Origin of the sequence: Vibrio diabolicus, from assembly GCF_011801455.1 — a bacterium.
GTDB lineage: Bacteria > Pseudomonadota > Gammaproteobacteria > Enterobacterales > Vibrionaceae > Vibrio > Vibrio diabolicus.
This window is the reverse complement of record NZ_CP042452.1, coordinates 1,824,086-1,841,058: the sequence shown is the minus strand read 5'-3', so window position 1 is coordinate 1,841,058 and position 16,973 is coordinate 1,824,086. Positions and strand designations below refer to the sequence as shown.

The following is a 16,973-nucleotide window of genomic DNA, read 5'->3' as shown; positions in this document are numbered from 1 at the left end:
TTAGCAACAATTGAGGAAGCAAAGGAATGCGAAAACACTGTATTGCGATTGGTGGTGGTGGCTGGATGATGGGAGAGAACCCGAGTCCGCTCGATCAATACATTTTGTCTTTGTCTGGTAAGGAGAATCCAAACATTTGTTTTCTACCGACAGCCACAGGAGACGCTGATGAAGTTATTGAACGTTTTTACAATGCGAAGCTTAGTGAAAACGTAACCCATTTTCCGCTGTTTAAGTTTGATGCTGGTTGGAAAGAAACGCTATTTGAACAAGACATCATTTACGTCGGTGGCGGTAATACACGTTCGATGTTGGCCATTTGGCGCGAATGGGGAATCGATAGAATACTCAAGCAGTGTTATGAACAAGGCATCATCATTTGTGGCATGAGCGCTGGTGCAATTTGTTGGTTTGAGTTTGCGGTGACAGACAGTGATCCCGAAGCATACCAAGTTATGCGTTGTCTTGGATTAATTGACGGTTTGGCTGCGGCGCATTTTTCTCATGTAGGTGAGAAGTTCGAGGTTTTCCAAGCCTTTGCTCGTTCTCAACCGAGCATCACTTGTTATGGCATTCACGATTATGCGGCATTGCACTTTGTCGATGGAAAATTGTTAGCTACTGTCACCAGCTTTCCTGATGCAGGCGTGTTGGTTAAAATAGGTAACGAAGAAAACATATTGCGAGGGTGAGCTTCTTCAAATCAGCATTAAAGGCAATAACTACTGACCGGACACAGAAGAAGCTCATGGATTCAGCTAACTTACATTAAGTATCGTGCTTACAGCTCGTAACGCAGACCTAAGTGGTAGTAGCTTTCGTCTGCGTGCGCACCGCCAAACGAGACTTCTTGTCCATTGCTGTAGCCACGCGAACCGTTACGATCAACGTAGTTTGTGTAGATAGAAGAACGAGGCGTCAGTTTGTATTGCACTTCTAGCGTTGTATCTTTCAGCTCTAGCTCGTCACCCTCACTGTTTTCTAAAGAACGATAACCAGCACGCAGTGCCCATTTGTCATTTACACTGTAAACCGCCGTCAATTCCATCACTTTGTCGGTACTGGTTTGCGAGTAATAGCCCTCTAGTTCATCTTCCGAGTACAACGCACCCAACATTAAATCACCTAAGTAGTAACGCGTACCTGCGCCCCAGAATGTGTAATCGGTGTCGTTGCTTTCACGTGCATCACCTTTATTTTTCTGCATCGCCACCACTGGTGCCAAAGTACCCAAATTCCCCATGTCTAGCGTATAACGCAGTGCAGCGTTGTAACCGTAGTCGAGCTCAGAAGTGTTGTTTCCTAAAATGTACGCGACAGAAAAATCGAAATTACCTAGGCTGTTTTGGTATTGCAGCGTGCCATCTTGACGGAAAACTTGCGTCGCGGTTTTGTCGACTTTATTCGCTTGGCGCGCCATAGAAACATCGGAAGAGGCGAACACATCACCAATGTCGGTAAACATAATCAACCCAGAAGCCACGCGACCACCAGTAATGCGACCATAATCTTTCGCATCAATACCCGCCCATACATAACGTGCGGTCAGAGACGGTTTGTCGTTTACTTGGTTTGCGTATTCAGCGGCACCCACTTGGTATTGCGCTTGGCCGATGATCGACGCGTACTCGTTGATGGTTTGTGAACCGTTTAAACCAATACGGCCATCAAACTCGCCATTTGCATCGCCGTGCTCATCATTTTTACTGGTGACATTGAAACCAAGACGAGAGTAAATATTTAAAACTGACCCATCTTCCGCTTGATACAGCTGCGCTGCCATTGCGTTTGATGCCATCAATGTAGGGAGAAGTAGAGTCAAAATGTGCTTTTTCATGATTAACGACCTTTCATTTCTATTGTTTTAGGTACGACAAAGCCCCTTCCGAGTAACGGAATAAGAAAAACTGTCGTGAAGTAGAGAGAGGGTGCGCCCTTGTTTGCCAAGGGCGCGAGCTAGTCCATTCCTATAGGGGAAGAATGATTTAGCTTAAATCGACGTCTTTGCAGCCAAAGAAGTAAGTCGCGAGGAAGCCGACGATGTAAGAGATAAGCAGGCCAGCAACAAACACCATCATGCCCGGGAAGATGCCATTTTCAGATGTCATGAGAGGAATCGCCACGATACCGGACGGGCCAAACACCGTATTAAGACCAACTGGTAAGCCAAGGTAAGAAACTAAACCGATAAAGAAGCCGCCCGCAGCACCACCAATACAAGCGGTAACAAATGGTTTTACGCGTGGTAATGTCACGCCGTAAATCAATGGTTCGCCAATGCCTAGAAGACCCGGAATAATAGCGCCTTTAACTTGAGTGCGCAGTAGAGCGTCTTTTTTGGCTTTGAAATACAGCGCCATTGACGCGCCAACCTGACCGCCACCTGCCATCGCCAGGATAGGGAATAGCGAGTTAAAGCCCTGTGCTTCCATCAATGCGAAGTACACAGGAACAAAACCTTGGTGGATGCCAAATACCACAGAAATTAAGAACAAACCTGCCAAGATTGCAGCGCCTAATGGGTTATCGTTCAAGTTGAGGAACAACCAAGACATCCCTTTAAACAGCTCGCCGCCGATTGGCATGATGATCAAGAAGGTTACCGCACCCATGATCAACAGAGTGATAACGGACGTTAAGATCATGTCCAGATCATCTGGCATGTATTGACGAACCTTACGCTCGACTTGTGCACCGATGATCGCCGCCAAAAGTACGCCGATAATGTTGCCGCGCGGATCAATCGCAAAGCCGAAAAACTCGTTCATGCCAGAATAAATGCCGGATGTAGCCTCTGGGTTGTAACCCAGCACGAACAAAGAGGCGAGAATGGCACCATTAACACCAGAGCCGCCAAACGCTTGCTGCGCGTTGTAACCAATCAGAATACTTAGGAAAGCAAACAGACCCTTACCAAAGACTTTCATGTAGGCGATCAAATCCAGCATAAACTGGCTTGGTGTCTGGTCGAGAACAAACATCTGTTCCAATAACGTCGCAAAACCTAGCAACAAACCAGCGGCAATAAAACCAGGGATCAACGGCGTAAAGATGGTAGCAAACTTGCTTAAAAAACGCTGAACCGCACTGGTTTGTTTGCTCTTCATCTGCTTTTTCTGCTCGGCCGCGACGGCAGAAAGATCTTGTTGCGGCATATCTGGTTCTTCACTGTCACCAGAGGTTAAGCTGTCGATCAATTGATTCATCATCTCAGCCGCTTGTTGAGCTTTTCCGGGACCGAGAATGATCTGAAACTGCTCATCGCTTTCCACCACACCCATTACGCCGGGAATTTGCTTGATAACAGACTGGTCAGCCAAGCCATTGTTGGCGAGCGATAAACGCAAACGCGTCATACAGTTACCACATTTGCTTACGTTGCTGCTGCCACCCACTGCGGACAGCAACTGCGATACTGTGTTTGAAGTTATTTTTGCCATAGGGTCTATCCTTCAGAACTCGGATTATTTAGTTATTATTTAGTGCTGCGCGAATAAAACCGTTGTGCGCGGCGAGGCGTGATTTGGCTTGTTCGGCATCCAAATCGGCCAAAATCATTAAGATGGCAGTTTTGCAGTGGCGATCGCAGGCATTTAATGCTCGCTCTGCTTCTTCTTTTGATGCGCCAGTTGCTTCTACAACAATGTTGGTTTGGCGTTGGATGAGCTTGGCGTTGGTGGCCTCTACATCCACCATTAAGTTGCCAAATACCTTACCGCTACGAATCATTGCACCTGTCGTGAGCATGTTTAACACCAGTTTTTGTGCGGTGCCGGCTTTCATGCGAGAAGAGCCAGTAACGACCTCTGCGCCAACAATCGGCAGAATCGCGATGTCGGCCGCTTTTGCCATGGCACATTCTGGATTACAGGCGATAGATGCGGTCGTAGCTCCGATGGATTTAGCGTACTCCAAACCACCTAGCACATAAGGCGTGCGGCCACTTGCAGCTATGCCTACAACCACGTCATGCTTGGTGAGGTGAAGCGCTTTTAAGTCGTCTTGACCCATTTTCACGTCGTCTTCTGCGTTTTCTACCGCTTTCAAAATCGCTTGGTGTCCACCAGCAATTAAGCCAATCACCATGTCTGGATGCGTGCCGTAGGTAGGAGGACACTCGCTCGCATCAAGAATTCCTAAGCGGCCTGATGTGCCAGCTCCCATGTAAACCAAACGGCCACCATTGGCGAACGCTTGAGTAATTGCATCAACCGTCTTTGCAATTTGTGGTAGCACTGCTTTGACCGCGAGCGCGACTTTTTGATCCTCTTCATTAATGACTTGCAGCATCTCGATGGTCGAAAGCGTATCAATCTCTGCACTGGCTGGATTACGGCTTTCTGTCACCAATCGGCTTAAATCAATTTTCATGTTTTGCACTCTTCGTAATGTTCAATCTGAGGGCGATTTTATGGAATAAAATATTCAGGTTTGGTGATAAAAATCACACTTGAGGTTATTCTTTATGCAGGAGAAATTTGGAATAATGAGAGAAAATATACGTCTATTACGTCCGGGATTAACTGTCTTGGTTAGAATAATCAGGGGGTTAAATCAAACGCCTATTATTTCTGATTTGGAATAATTTATTTAAAATTTTTGAGGTTTTTGTTGTGTCAGTTATCAATAAGATAGTCGCGAGGCGTACTCAGCTTTCGCAAAGTGGTCGTTTGGTTGGCGATTGGATTGTTGAAAACGCAGAAAAGGCGGCGCTGCTCACCAGCCAAGAACTTGCGGCGCAAGTAAAAGTGAGTCAATCGAGCATTGTGAAATTTACTCAGCGTATCGGCTTTAAAGGTTACAGCGAGTTTAAGTTAGCTCTGAATGAAGAGATTGGCCGTAAGCATGCGATGCAGTCGACACCGCTGCACAGTGATATTTTGGCTGACGACCCCATTGCGGTTATTTCACAGAAACTGGTGAAAGCGAAAACCGACGCTATGTTTCAAACCACCAATACGCTGTCTTACGAAGCGTGTCACCAAGCGGTGAAATGGTTGAGTGAAGCGCGTCGAGTGCAAGTGGTCGGGATTGGGGGCTCTGCACTGACCGCGAAGGATTTAAGCTTTAAACTGCTTAAACTTGGTATTACGGCGCTTTCTGAACAAGACAGCCACGTGCAGATTGCTGTTTCCCGCACGCTCTCTCCAGAAGATGTTCAGATTGCAATTTCGTTTTCGGGTGAGCGCAAAGAAATTCTCGTCGCGGCAGAAGCGGCAAAAGAGCAGGGCGCGAAGGTGATTGCGTTATCTGCGCCTGGAAGAAGTCGCTTGCGCGGTATTGCCGATATTACGTTTGATACGATTGCCAATGAAACGGAACATCGCAGCTCATCCATTGCTTCGCGTACCGCGCAAAACGTGATCACCGATTTGCTGTTTATCATCTTGGTTCAACAAAGAGACGACAGTGCCCGTCAGTTGATCAGCGATATCAGTACCGACATCAAACAGATCCTCACATGATCGCTTAACCAACAGCGGACTAAAGATCCGGATCGTGCCTCAGCAAAGCAATAAAAGCAGAGAGATGTTTTTCAATGGTGAGATCGGCAGAAATAGCGGGCAATTCCAACGTGATGCAAGGTAAATCACGTTCACTACACCAAGTGCCGAATGAGCCGGGTGTTTCGTAGTCGACATCGTCCACGATTGGCAGTTGGAACTGCTCGCCGAGCCATTTGGCAAGGTCGGAATGTTTGGGATCATCTACAAACGCAAGCGGTTCATGAAACGACACCACAAACTTTGGCTTGCGCAGTTCAATCAAGTTAATTAATGCGCTAACTTCTGGCTCTAGCTGGTTTTTAGTGCCAGTTTTCACTTTTACGTCTCGAACGGGTGTGTGAGAACTCCATCGATACACTGTGCCATGCTCAGTCCAATTTTGGGTTGGAAACGCGCGATTGAGGTCCACTTGGTTTGCATTTGCGCGTGTGCCTAGCTGGTTGCCGTCCGGATTCAGTGACAGAATCACATCATGTCGTAAGTTTTCAGCAGGCAAGCTTCTTAGCGCGCAGGACAAACCTGCAATCGAGGCCGTCTCATCCCCGTGAGTGCCTGCTAAAATCAAACCTCGCGAAGCACTTTCGACTTGTGCCGGAAAATACAGTAATGGCGCACCAAGCACGGATTGACCGTATATTGTTGGCCGAATTAAAAATGCCGCTCTTTCCGTTCTTGGAATTAGACTCACCGTAATCTCCTGATTGATGAAGTAGTATCAATATCTAAGCTAATTACACCTAGCTAAACTGAACCGTTTAAACTCGTCAACGGTTGAAATGTTAATTGTGGCACTTGCTTCACAAGACGCGTTAGGAGAACGAAAAGCGATATGGATTTTAAAAAACATTCAACGGCGTTGCTGATTTCCTCTTTATTCACCCCTTTTCTTGCTACATCAGTTGCTGCGGAGACCTTACCTAAAGGCATTCAACTTGCCGCAGAACAGCATTTAGTACGTGCGAATGACGCAGAGGCGGCGACGCTTGACCCAGCGAAAGCCGAAGGTCTGCCAGAAATGCATGTGATTCGTGACTTATTTGAAGGGCTTGTGACTCAAGATCGTGACGGAAACATCATTCCCGGTGTGGCAGAATCATGGGAAACCAACGACAACCAAACCTTTACTTTTCACTTGCGCAAAGAAGCGAAATGGTCGAATGGCGAGCCTGTGACGGCGGAGGATTTTGTCTATTCACTGCGCCGAGCGGTAGATCCGAAAACCGCTTCTCCAAATGTTTGGTATCTCAAACTCACCAAGATCAAAAACATCGCCGATGTAGCAGAGGGCAAAAAGCCTTTGGACGAGCTCGGTATCAAGGCGGTAGATAAATACACCCTACGTTTTGAGTTGGACAGTCAAGTTCCGTACTTTGTTGCCATGACTGGGCACACGTCCATGATGCCAGTGCATCAAGCGACAGTGGAAAACCGCGACAAGCCGTGGAGCGATCCAGACCAATTTGTTAGTAACGGTGCATTCACATTGGATAAGTGGGTCGTGAATGAGCGCATTGAACTGGTTAAGAGTTCAAGTTACTGGGGCAGCGCAGATACGCATTTAAACAGAGTGACTTACATTCCGTTTGAAAACCAAAACGCGTCGATCAATCGTTATGCGGCAGGAGAGCTGGATATCACGTCAGATGTGCCGACTCATATGGCGCAGAAGCTTAAACAAGATTACAAGCAGGCTTACACGGTGGTGCCATTGTTGTGTACGTATTACTACGCATTCAATACCACTCGTCCGCCATTTGATGATGCGCGAGTGCGTCAAGCGGTGTCGTACTCCATCATGCGCGATGTGATTACGAATGGTGTCACGCAAGTGGGCAACCTTCCTGCTTATACTTTTGCGCATCAGTACACCGCAGGGTTTGATGCGACGCCGCCTGAATACAGTAAGTGGAGTCAGCAACAACGTGACGAGAAAGCGCGTCAGTTGTTAAAAGAAGCGGGTTACAGCCAAGACAAGCCGCTCGATTTTAAATTGCTGTACAACACCAGTGAGGCAAACAAATCGATCGCGGTTGCGATAGCGTCGATGCTACAAAAAAATCTCGGTGCAAATGTGGAGTTAGAAAACCAAGAGTGGAAGTCGTACTTAGTGGCGCGTAAACAAGGCAATTTCGATGTGATGCGCGCTTCCTGGTGTGGTGATTACAATGAAGCGTCTACTTTCCTGAGCTTACTTCGCTCAGGTTCTTCGGGTAACTTTGCACGTTACAGCAGTGAAGCGTATGACAACGCGATGAACAGTGCATTGGCTGCAACTAATGAGAAAGCGCGCCAAGGATTTTACGATCAAGCTGAACAGTTGCTGGCGACAGATATGCCTATCGCGCCAATCTATTACTACATGCAAGCACGTTTGGTTCGTCCAACCGTGGGTGGCTTTGCAAAGAATAACGTAGAAGGGCGCATCTACTCGAAAGATCTCTACATCAAGAAGTAGCGCTCAAAACAAGCGATAAACAGAAGCCCCGAAGATGTGTCTTACGGGGCTTCTGTTTATTGTTAGCGAGCGGAGAGCTTGTCCACTAGCATTGCGACTCGTTTGCCAAGATACTCCGCCGTTGCAACATCAGAAGCATGCAACTGACCACCTTCACCACCTTGTGCAACAATACCACCTTGTACACCATAACGATTCAGGTTTTGCTCCCCAGAATTGCTGATCTTATCCAACCCGACCCACATCATGCCGTGTTGGTTAGCGAGCGTTTGTAGATATTGTAATGTGCAAGATTGGTCGCCATTCATTGCCCCACCACTGGTAAAGCCAGCCGCGATTTTGCTCGCCCATTTTTGGTAATACCAAGATTCACTGCTTGCATCTGCAAATGCTTTAAACTGCGCTGCTACACCGCCCATATAGGTCGGTGAGCCAAAGATAATCGCATCACACTCAGCAAGTTCATCCATTAGTTTAGGGTTCACAAAACGTCCCTCAATAATCTCACTGCCTTCAATTCGGTGAGAGAGGATTTCACATTCATCTTGCTGCTTAATGCCTTGTTGTTCAACGCCTGCGGCAATCGCGCGAGCAAGCTGACCAGTAACGTCGGTTTTAGAGAAATAAATAATCGCAATTTTGGACACAATGGTTCCTTTTTTCATTGTTGATTTTTAATCGTGCGACTAAGGCTAAAACCTCAAGCTAAGTTGAGGTCAAGAAGAGGTTTGAGATAGATAAAGTACGAATTGGTATCTAAAGAGCTTTCTTATAGGGTAAGTCGACGGCATAACTACAGTGAATGCAACGACGATGAATGTCGTGTATAAAAGCGTTAAAGGAAGATCTTAAAGATGTAGAAAACTCTCTTGGAAACAATGATAAAGGTACCGATGCTAGTGATGATTAATAGGCGGAAAAATAGATTAAAATATGTAAACTCAGACCTGATCCAAGGCGGGAAAAGTACATTTCATCGTTTCTTAAGGCGAGGGATTATTATCATTATGGTAGGAGGCCTTTCTACAGCCTCTTCCACGGTAATTGCACACTTTATAGGGGGGATGTTTGATGTGGATATGAATGTTCATCCAGAGAGCTTAGAAGAAAAAGTGCATGCACTACTTTTTGTTTCGGTCAGTCTTGTTTTTTACCTCTTTTCTGCCCTTATCTCGCTAAATATTAGTGGGTGGCTCATAATGAAGCTAAAAATATAAGCTTAACTAAAACCATGTCCTTGTATTTTAAGGAAGATGGAACTAGTGACGATTTTTTCTTTGCTTGCACCATCTCTATTTTTTGTATTTATTTAAGGTTCGTAAAGAAGAAGCTTACTTTGGTTAAAGTGGCGCTTTTGGTTTCGGCGATGTGTCATGTGTTTATCATGAAAGAATACAGCGGTGACCTTTCAGTTTATACGTTTTGTCTCTTCACTGTTGTTCTCCATTAACTTTGGGTTATTTGTGACTACCAAGTGATATTAAAAAGCCGATGTATCTACATCGGCTTTTTAGTGGGTTATTTCTTTCTGCGAGTATAAATCCGAGATTTTGCTTTACTTGGCTCTGGCTTGTTTTTCGCCAGCTTTAGTACCGCTTTTTGCAAAATCTGGTTGTTTGGGTAAGTGATCAAGTTACCGTTATCGTGCTTAATTAACACGTGAAACATACTGATTTCTTGAATCTCGCCGCTGATGTCTTCGTCTTTGTCTACGACTTTAATGCGATCGCCCACTCGGTATGGGAAGACAAAAAAGATCAAAAAGCTGGCAGTGATGTTGCTCAGAATTGACCACTGCGCAATAAACGCCACACCCAATACGGCGAAAATGGACGATAGGAACAATGACACATCGCCATAGCCAATCCCGGTGATAATGGCAAAAACAGACGCGGTTAAAAATAAAAGCACGACGTTAAAACAACGCTGAATAAAACTCAGGCGGGCCTTTTTTACACCTTTTGAGGTCGCTAAGTTTAAAATGGCTCGATTGACGATTCTCTTCAGAATGCGATAAGCAATCAGGACAATAATGCCCATTAAGACTTTGTACCCGAGAGAGCCAGCGGTGAAATACTGGCTCACTTGATCTAGATGGATCCAATCATTCATTTCTTCAACTCGACGATATTAAGAAAACCGCTGTTATAGCTGATTTTCTGATGTAAGTAATCACAAATTTTTCTCTCCATTTTCGTCTCTCTACCTAGGAATTTCGCCCTAGAGCCTACGGAGAGTTGTAGAGTTTTATCAATAGTGTGCAGAGCTTTACTTCTGTTTGCGCTCACCGCATATATTCAACCAAAGTTGATGCGGTTTTAAAGTGTTTAATGTTTGAGCTGTATCTCATATCCGGTATTGTATGAGGCTAGGATCGTATAAACGTGCTGAATATGATTTTTGTCCTGATAACCTAAGACGTGTTGAGTGAAATGGCTTGCTAGGATATCTATCAAATGGAAGAAGATGAAAAGGCGATTATGATTTTATTCGTGATTGTTGGCCTTGTACTCGTTTGGATAGTGCTTGAAGAGCTTAACTATCTTGGATTCTCAATAAAATAAGCCCCGTTAAACATGAGTCAAACGGGGCCTTTCTCTTTTGTAAATGCTAATTTCGGTTAGCTAACCGCACGTACTTTGCCTTGCTTTAGGTCATTCAGCACTTGCGCTTTAGGACCGTCAGCAATGATGCTGCCTTTCTCCATCACAATTACTCGATCAACGATGTCGAGCATCGACGTTTTATGCGTAATCAGTATCAATGTTTCGCTCGGTTTGAGCTGAGATAGCTGGTGCTTAATATGCATTTCAGAGCGGTTATCCATCGCGCTGGTCGGTTCATCCATGAGTAGGACGGGAGGACGGCCCAAAAATGCACGAGCGATCGTGACTGCTTGACGTTGACCACCAGAAAGCATCGCACCACCTTCACCTACTTGACGTTCTAAACCAGCTGGATCCGATTGTGTAAATGCGGTCACGCCTGCACGGTTTGCTGCATCAAGCACGTCTCGGTCATCTGTTAGTGGACGACCCAAGGTAATATTGTCGCGAATCGAACCGAAGAATAGATTCGAATCTTGAGGCACACAGCCGATGTTACGTCGAACATCAACGTGGTGAAGCTGTGCAATATCAGTGTCATCGATACGTACGTGCCCCTCTGTTGGCTTATACAAGCCCATAATCAAGCGCTCCAACGTTGTCTTACCCGAACCAATCCGACCGATGATAGCGACTTTTTCTCCAGGATTTATCGTGAGAGAAATGTTACGTATAGACGCGACAGGAGAGTCTGGGTAATGAAACGTTACGCGATCAATTTCAATCTTACCTTGGATGATTGGGCGATGGATATAGCGTTTCCCTTCTTCTTGCTCGTCCGGCATTTCCATGACTTGATTGATAATCGTCATAGAAGACTTCGCCTGGTTGTAGCGCGTTGAGAGCAAAGACAACTGAACCAAAGGCCCTATGGCGCGACCGCTCAACATGGTTGCGGCGATTAAGCCACCCATAGTGAGCTCGCCCTCTGCAATCAGATAAACACCGAGAATGATCATCCCAACGTTACTACTTTGCTGCACGAAGCCTGCCGCATTCTGGATGCTGTCGGTAATGCGGCGGCTTTTGATGTTCCAGTTCGCCATGTGCGCCACCGCTTCTTCCCAACGGTATTGGAATTGGCTTTGCGCGCTGAGCATTTTTACGGTTTCTAGCCCCGCTAGACTCTCAATTAAGTTGGCGTATTTTTGCGATGCTAAGCGTGACCCTTCCTCTATAGAGCGACGCAGCGGTCCTTGTATCAGTAGCGAATGGACAATCAAAATGACCACGCCGACCATTGGAACATACACAAGATCACCAGCCATTAGCCATATAATCACCAAGAACAGAATGGCAAAAGGCAGGTCAATTAGGGCACTGACGGTTGCAGACGTGAAGAATTCTCGAATAGATTCAAACTCTTGAAGATGGCGAGCGAATGCGCCGACCGAAGGCGGCTTGGACTCCATTCGGATGCCCATCACTTTGCTGAACAGCTTGGAGGAAATCAGAATGTCAGACTTCTTTCCTGCGACATCAATAAAGTAGTTTCTCAACGATTTGAGTATGAAATCGAATAGAAAGACAACAAAGATGCCGCTTGCCAATACCCATAAGGTTTCAAACGCGAGATTTGGTACCACTTTGTCGTACACCAAACGAGTGAACAGCGGGGCGGCAACGGCAAAGAGGTTGATGAGAAGTGAGGCGATTAAAACATCGCGGTAGATACGTTTTGACTGCCACAAGGTTGACCAAAACCAGTGACCTTCGTTGGTTTTGAGCACCTCGGGAGAGCGCTCATCGAAACGGAATTGTTTTTTAACTAAAAAGTAGCGACCAGTGTACTGCTCAAGTAGGTCTTCTAATGGAATGGAGATTGGCACCATTCCACTTTCTAAGGTGGTGACTTCGGCTTCGCGTGTCTCCGCGTTAATGCTGTTGAGAACGCATGAGTCACCGCCTTTAAGAACTAAGATTGCCGGCAGAATCAGGCTGGAGATGTTCTCCAGCTCTGCACGGTTTTCCTTGGCAACCAATCCGGCCCTTTCCGCTGCTCTTGGTAGCAAAAATGGAGTTAGCTTGCCGTCTGAAAGCGGAAGGCCATTGACCAGCGCTTCTGGCGAGTTAGCTAACCCATAGTAACGGCTAACGTAGATGAGCGAATTCAGTAAAGGGTCTTTCATCTGTGGTAAACCTTTTTATTCCTTGTCGACGATGAATCCTTGGAATACCTCAACAAAATGCTCGGTGAGGAAGTCCAACTGGATTTGAGTTTCAATACGCGACGCGATAGTCGTAATGCCTAGGTTATGGGCAGTACGAGAAATCGACGTTAGCGTGAATTTCTGTTTTTCGTCGTGTAAGTTGTGTGTGAATAGGTAATCGAGCTTCACATAGTTAGGGCGGAACTCTTGGATGTACTCCAATGATTGGAAGTTACGTCCATAGTTATCTACGCCAAACTCAGCCCCGGATTGGCGAATGGCATTACATAACAGCGCCGTGTGGTGAGGCTGATCAATAAAACACTCCTCTGGAATTTCAAAGTGTAGCTTAGAGGCCACTTTTGCGTGTTTTTCCAACATGCTGGTGGTCCAGCGAATGAACGATGGCTGAGACAAGCTGCTTTGCGCAATATTGATCGCGACAGGATCGGTTAGCTCGCCACTTTCTAGCATCTTAATCATCGACTCAATAACGTATTGGTCGAAAATATTGGTGGCGTCTAACTGCTCTAGTGCGAATAAATATTGGTTGGCACGGAACGTTTCGCCCTCTTTTTCGATGCTTGAGAACACTTCGTTATGGAACACTTTACCCCAAGTGTTCTTCGCTGCTTGGAAGCGGAATTTAACCCAATCGCTATGAATCGCTTCTTCAACCAGCGCTTTCCACTGCTGTTTACCCATTAAGTTAGAAGGTGTGTCACTGCCGATAAAGCCGTAAGCTTTGTCTGGTTGAGCTTTTGCTTTCGAGAGCGCATTATCCACCATAGATAAGATTTCAGAGCGCGTTTTTTGGTCTTTACTATGCGCAACACCTAAGGCTGCTTTTGGTTTGGCTAGGCCGGTTGGATCAGTGTTCAACCCGTTAACGCAGTTCACGATGCTGTCCGCCAAAATGCGTAGTTCGCTTTCATCCATGTGTGGGAAAAGCAGGCCAAACTCATCACTAGACAGGCGTGCAATGGTAGCTCCCGGAACATCAATGGTGTTTTTCAGACGTTGAGACAGCTCTTTTACGTGGGCATCGGCGCGTTGGTAGTCTTTTGTCTCGTAAATGTCACCAATGTATTCTGCATGGAGTAGCGCGATACCCCCTTGCGTTTGCTCTGCAAGCCATTGGTCTATTTGGTTGATGTAGAACGAGCGATTACCCAGTTTGGAGATAGGGTCGAGGTAAGCTTGAGCACGCAGTCGTTGTGCCTCTTTCGCTTGCTCTTTGAATGACAGCTCAATTTGAGCAGACATCATGTTAATGCCATCTACCACCGCGATCAGATCTTTAGTTCTTGGACGAGCAAGTGGTTCACCAAATTGGTTATTAGCGATTTCATGCATTTTTTTCACGATGGCCGCTAATGGTTTTAGTGAGCGACGGAGGATGTACGAAATCGCAATTAAACCAGCCAGGAAAATGACACTGAATGCAGATAACAAACCAATAAAGCCTTGCCAGAGCTGCTCGTAAGCTGCTCCTGGGTGGCTAATGATTTCCACTTCAGCAAGTTGCATCCAACCACTGGTTACTACGCGCTTATCGTGAATGGCTTTGAATAGATTCATGTCGATAAACCATTGTGGCACCGTACTTGGTTTAACCGGGTAAGTGCGCACGATTTGGTAGTCAGAATCTAAAGCGGTCAGGCGAACAACCGAGTAGGTGCTGCCGTCAAACAGAGCATTAATCACGGATTCTACCGCGACTTTATCTTTGTCTTTAAGGTAAGGAGCCAATGCCAAACCTACGGTGTTAATGGTGTTGTTGACCTCTGAACGTTGCTGTTGTTCCAAGCTGTCTCGAGTCGTGTTGAATTGGATTACGAATACTGATGCCAACAAGAGTATAAAGACCGTAACCATTCCCACTACAAGCTTCTTATATAGGGTCATGTTTCTCACTCGTCATAGTTAATTTTAGGTTTATTTAACTGCAACTTACGTTCGCGCGAGCGTAAGTCATTCCAAAGGCTCAACCGTGATGCTTTCCCTGCCAGCTCTCCAGTGCTAGCAGAAGACTTCATCAACCACAGGTTTGTACCATTAAAACTGTATATCGGTAGCAAGTCGCTACGTTTAGAGGCTCGGACAATATCAGGGTTGATATTGTCGAGAATGAGCGGCTCAGAGCTTGGGGTTGGGTAGTAAGCTAATACCATGTGAAACTGATTCAGTTCGATGGCTTTTACGTAGATCAAACGCATCTTAGAATCTGGTATTCCTAGCTCGAGTAACGAGAAGTACTTGGCGATGGTGAAATCCTCACAATCCCCTGCATTACTCCCTAAAAATTCGAGTGGCGTAGCCCAATAATCTGTCTTTCCCCACAGTTTTATGTCGTCAACAAAATACAGCTGGTTAAAAAAGTCGTTGACGCCAGCGAGCTGTTCATGTGTCTCTAATTGTTTAAATAAGTCGAGGTTTTTTCGCCATGTATTTACGCGCAATCCCGCACGTTCGCCGTACACCGCTGTGACCGTATTGACCCATTGTTGTTCTTTACTGCTTAACGCACCAATTTGGAACGAAAAACAACTTAAACTGATTAATAATGTAACTTTACGCTTCAAATTGGATCGCATATTCGACTCATATCACAAGTATACTCTTCTAAAGGGTTCGTCAGTGAGAAACAAGTGCTTTTTATTTAATCACTTATCGCTCAATACTCGCCGTTGTGAGTACCTTGGTGTGATTTACTCCTTCAAGGCGTTCGTTTTGGCACTTAAAATCGGTTTAAGTAGATATTCCAAAACGGTTCGCTTCCCTGTGATGATATCGACCGATGCCGTCATTCCTGGAATGATTGGTAAATCTGCATCTTGACCAAAATTCGTTTTATCGGTGCGGACACGAACGATGTAAAAGCTATTTCCTTCTTCATCTTGGGTTGTATCTGCGCTGATGTGCTCCAATTCACCCTCTAAGCCGCCGTACTTAGTGAAGTCGTAAGCCGTAAACTTCACGATGGCGTGTAGGTCTGGGCGCAAAAATGCAATGTCTTTGGGTGCAATTTTCGCTTCAACTAATAACGTATCTTCAGTTGGTACAATTTCGACGATATCCATGCCTGGCTGGATAACCCCCCCAACGGTGTTGATGTTCAGCGTTTTGATTTTGCCTGTTACTGGCGAGTTCACAACGGTTCGATTAACTCTATCTTCTAAACCCACTGCTGATTCAACCAAGGCAGATAACTGGTCTTGGGCGCTGTTGAGCTTTTCTTGCTGTTCTGAACGGAATTTGAGCGCAACATCAATACGGTTGAGCATGGACTCTCGAATCGCTGATTTTAATACCGGGATTTTGAGCTCACTGGACGTCATTTCGCGGCGGGTGTCGTTGACTTGGCGTTGTAACTTGAGTAATTCAATACGAGGCACAACACCTTCATCAGCCAACGGTTTGGTGATGTCTAATTCTTTCTTCGCATATTGATAGCTTTGACGTAAGTTCCTTACTCGCGCTTCAATCTCTACTAAGTCCTGCTGCTTTTGCTGAACTTGTTGGTCAATCACCGAAAGTTGATTGCGTAAATTGTCTAAATCTTCGCGGTATTCTGCTTTCTGGCGCTGAGTGAGTTTCGGCTGAGTTTCTTCTAAAGTTGGTGGAAAGGTCAGTTTGCCATAATCGAGTACAACGCTTTGGCGCCAGTTTTCCGTTTCAAAATCACGATTCACGGCAACACTGTTGATCGAAGCTGAGAGTTGCAGCACAGACGCAGTTAGGTTGGCAACTTGTTGTTCACGCTCACGAAAATCAGAGCGAAAGCGAGTGTCATCGATAAGAAGTAACTGCTGACCTTTTTCAACCAACTGACCTTCTTTGACTAAAATTTCTTTGACTAAGCCACCTTCTAAGTTTTGGACAACTTGAATCTGTGAAGAGGGAATGACTTTTCCCTGACCAACAGTGACCTGGTCGATTTCAGCCCAAGATGCCCAGCCTATTGCAGCAATAAAAAACAACACCATCACCCAGAGCATCAAACGTGCGCTGTTGGGGGTGTTGAGGAGCAATGCTGCAGTTTTGTCGTCAACAAAATCCAACTCTTCATTGTTGAGTTTGTTGTAGTTATCTCGGCTCATCACAGTCCCTGCTTATATAAATGCTGATTATCTTTTTGATCTTATTATTATTAACCGATCATGTCAGTATGCTCGGCGAATAAAAATATGAGACGAAGACCATTCTCTCTCCGAATGAGCGTTTTCAATGCTTCTCTAGCAAAAGAAAAGTG

Annotated in this window: 14 protein-coding genes; 4 read left to right on the top strand and 10 right to left on the bottom strand. The window is 45.7% G+C overall.

What is annotated here, in order from left to right; translation table 11 throughout:
* The first annotated feature begins 26 nt into the window (after positions 1 to 26).
* A complete protein-coding gene (locus FR741_RS23480; RefSeq protein WP_025552528.1) occupies positions 27 to 692 on the top strand; it encodes a Type 1 glutamine amidotransferase-like domain-containing protein in 666 nt (221 codons plus the stop codon).
* 89 nt (positions 693 to 781) lie between these two features.
* On the opposite strand, the gene FR741_RS23475 is transcribed toward FR741_RS23480, so the two are convergent.
* From FR741_RS23475 to murQ, 3 genes are all read right to left on the bottom strand, one after another.
* Positions 782 to 1,837, bottom strand: coding sequence for a porin (locus FR741_RS23475; RefSeq protein WP_015313726.1), 1,056 nt, complete (start codon positions 1,835 to 1,837; stop codon positions 782 to 784).
* 148 nt (positions 1,838 to 1,985) lie between these two features.
* A complete protein-coding gene (gene murP / locus FR741_RS23470) occupies positions 1,986 to 3,440 on the bottom strand; it encodes a PTS N-acetylmuramic acid transporter subunit IIBC (protein ID WP_005500182.1) in 1,455 nt (484 codons plus the stop codon).
* A 28-nt stretch (positions 3,441 to 3,468) separates the two neighbouring features.
* The gene (murQ, locus tag FR741_RS23465; protein ID WP_015313724.1) at positions 3,469 to 4,371 is read right to left on the bottom strand and encodes an N-acetylmuramic acid 6-phosphate etherase; all 903 of its coding nucleotides are present in this window, start codon (positions 4,369 to 4,371) and stop codon (positions 3,469 to 3,471) included.
* A gap of 242 nt (positions 4,372 to 4,613) precedes the next feature.
* Between murQ and FR741_RS23460 the strand changes: the two genes are divergently transcribed.
* Positions 4,614 to 5,465, top strand: a complete 852-nt coding sequence (locus tag FR741_RS23460) for a MurR/RpiR family transcriptional regulator (RefSeq protein WP_167427845.1) — start codon at positions 4,614 to 4,616, stop codon at positions 5,463 to 5,465.
* A gap of 19 nt (positions 5,466 to 5,484) precedes the next feature.
* On the opposite strand, the gene mpaA is transcribed toward FR741_RS23460, so the two are convergent.
* Entirely contained in the window at positions 5,485 to 6,195 is a 711-nt protein-coding gene (gene mpaA / locus FR741_RS23455) for a murein tripeptide amidase MpaA (RefSeq protein WP_053808187.1), read from the bottom strand.
* Positions 6,196 to 6,336: 141 nt separating this feature from the next.
* Between mpaA and FR741_RS23450 the strand changes: the two genes are divergently transcribed.
* Complete coding sequence (locus tag FR741_RS23450) at positions 6,337 to 7,962, top strand: ABC transporter substrate-binding protein (protein ID WP_167427844.1); 1,626 nt, start codon at positions 6,337 to 6,339, stop codon at positions 7,960 to 7,962.
* A gap of 62 nt (positions 7,963 to 8,024) precedes the next feature.
* Here FR741_RS23450 and FR741_RS23445 read toward each other — a convergent pair whose 3' ends face one another.
* A complete protein-coding gene (locus FR741_RS23445; RefSeq protein ID WP_085342445.1) occupies positions 8,025 to 8,609 on the bottom strand; it encodes a flavodoxin family protein in 585 nt (194 codons plus the stop codon).
* Between the two features lie 231 nt (positions 8,610 to 8,840).
* Between FR741_RS23445 and FR741_RS23440 the strand changes: the two genes are divergently transcribed.
* Positions 8,841 to 9,179 carry a hypothetical protein gene (locus FR741_RS23440; protein ID WP_167427879.1) on the top strand — a complete coding sequence of 113 codons (339 nt, stop codon included), beginning with the start codon at positions 8,841 to 8,843 and terminating at the stop codon, positions 9,177 to 9,179.
* 301 nt (positions 9,180 to 9,480) lie between these two features.
* Here the strand turns inward: FR741_RS23440 and FR741_RS23435 are convergent, their stop codons facing one another.
* From FR741_RS23435 to FR741_RS23415, 5 genes are all read right to left on the bottom strand, one after another.
* Positions 9,481 to 10,074 carry a mechanosensitive ion channel family protein gene (locus FR741_RS23435; protein ID WP_012842403.1) on the bottom strand — a complete coding sequence of 198 codons (594 nt, stop codon included), beginning with the start codon at positions 10,072 to 10,074 and terminating at the stop codon, positions 9,481 to 9,483.
* A 508-nt stretch (positions 10,075 to 10,582) separates the two neighbouring features.
* A complete protein-coding gene (locus tag FR741_RS23430; RefSeq protein ID WP_006740888.1) occupies positions 10,583 to 12,697 on the bottom strand; it encodes a type I secretion system permease/ATPase in 2,115 nt (704 codons plus the stop codon).
* Between the two features lie 15 nt (positions 12,698 to 12,712).
* Complete coding sequence (locus FR741_RS23425) at positions 12,713 to 14,626, bottom strand: bifunctional diguanylate cyclase/phosphodiesterase (protein ID WP_031780239.1); 1,914 nt, start codon at positions 14,624 to 14,626, stop codon at positions 12,713 to 12,715.
* Between the two features lie 5 nt (positions 14,627 to 14,631).
* Complete coding sequence (locus tag FR741_RS23420; RefSeq protein WP_005392134.1) at positions 14,632 to 15,315, bottom strand: transglutaminase-like cysteine peptidase; 684 nt, start codon at positions 15,313 to 15,315, stop codon at positions 14,632 to 14,634.
* 114 nt (positions 15,316 to 15,429) lie between these two features.
* Positions 15,430 to 16,821 (bottom strand): HlyD family type I secretion periplasmic adaptor subunit, encoded by a 1,392-nt coding sequence (locus FR741_RS23415; protein WP_005392136.1) that lies wholly within the window; start codon positions 16,819 to 16,821, stop codon positions 15,430 to 15,432.
* Between the last annotated feature and the right edge of the window lie 152 nt (positions 16,822 to 16,973).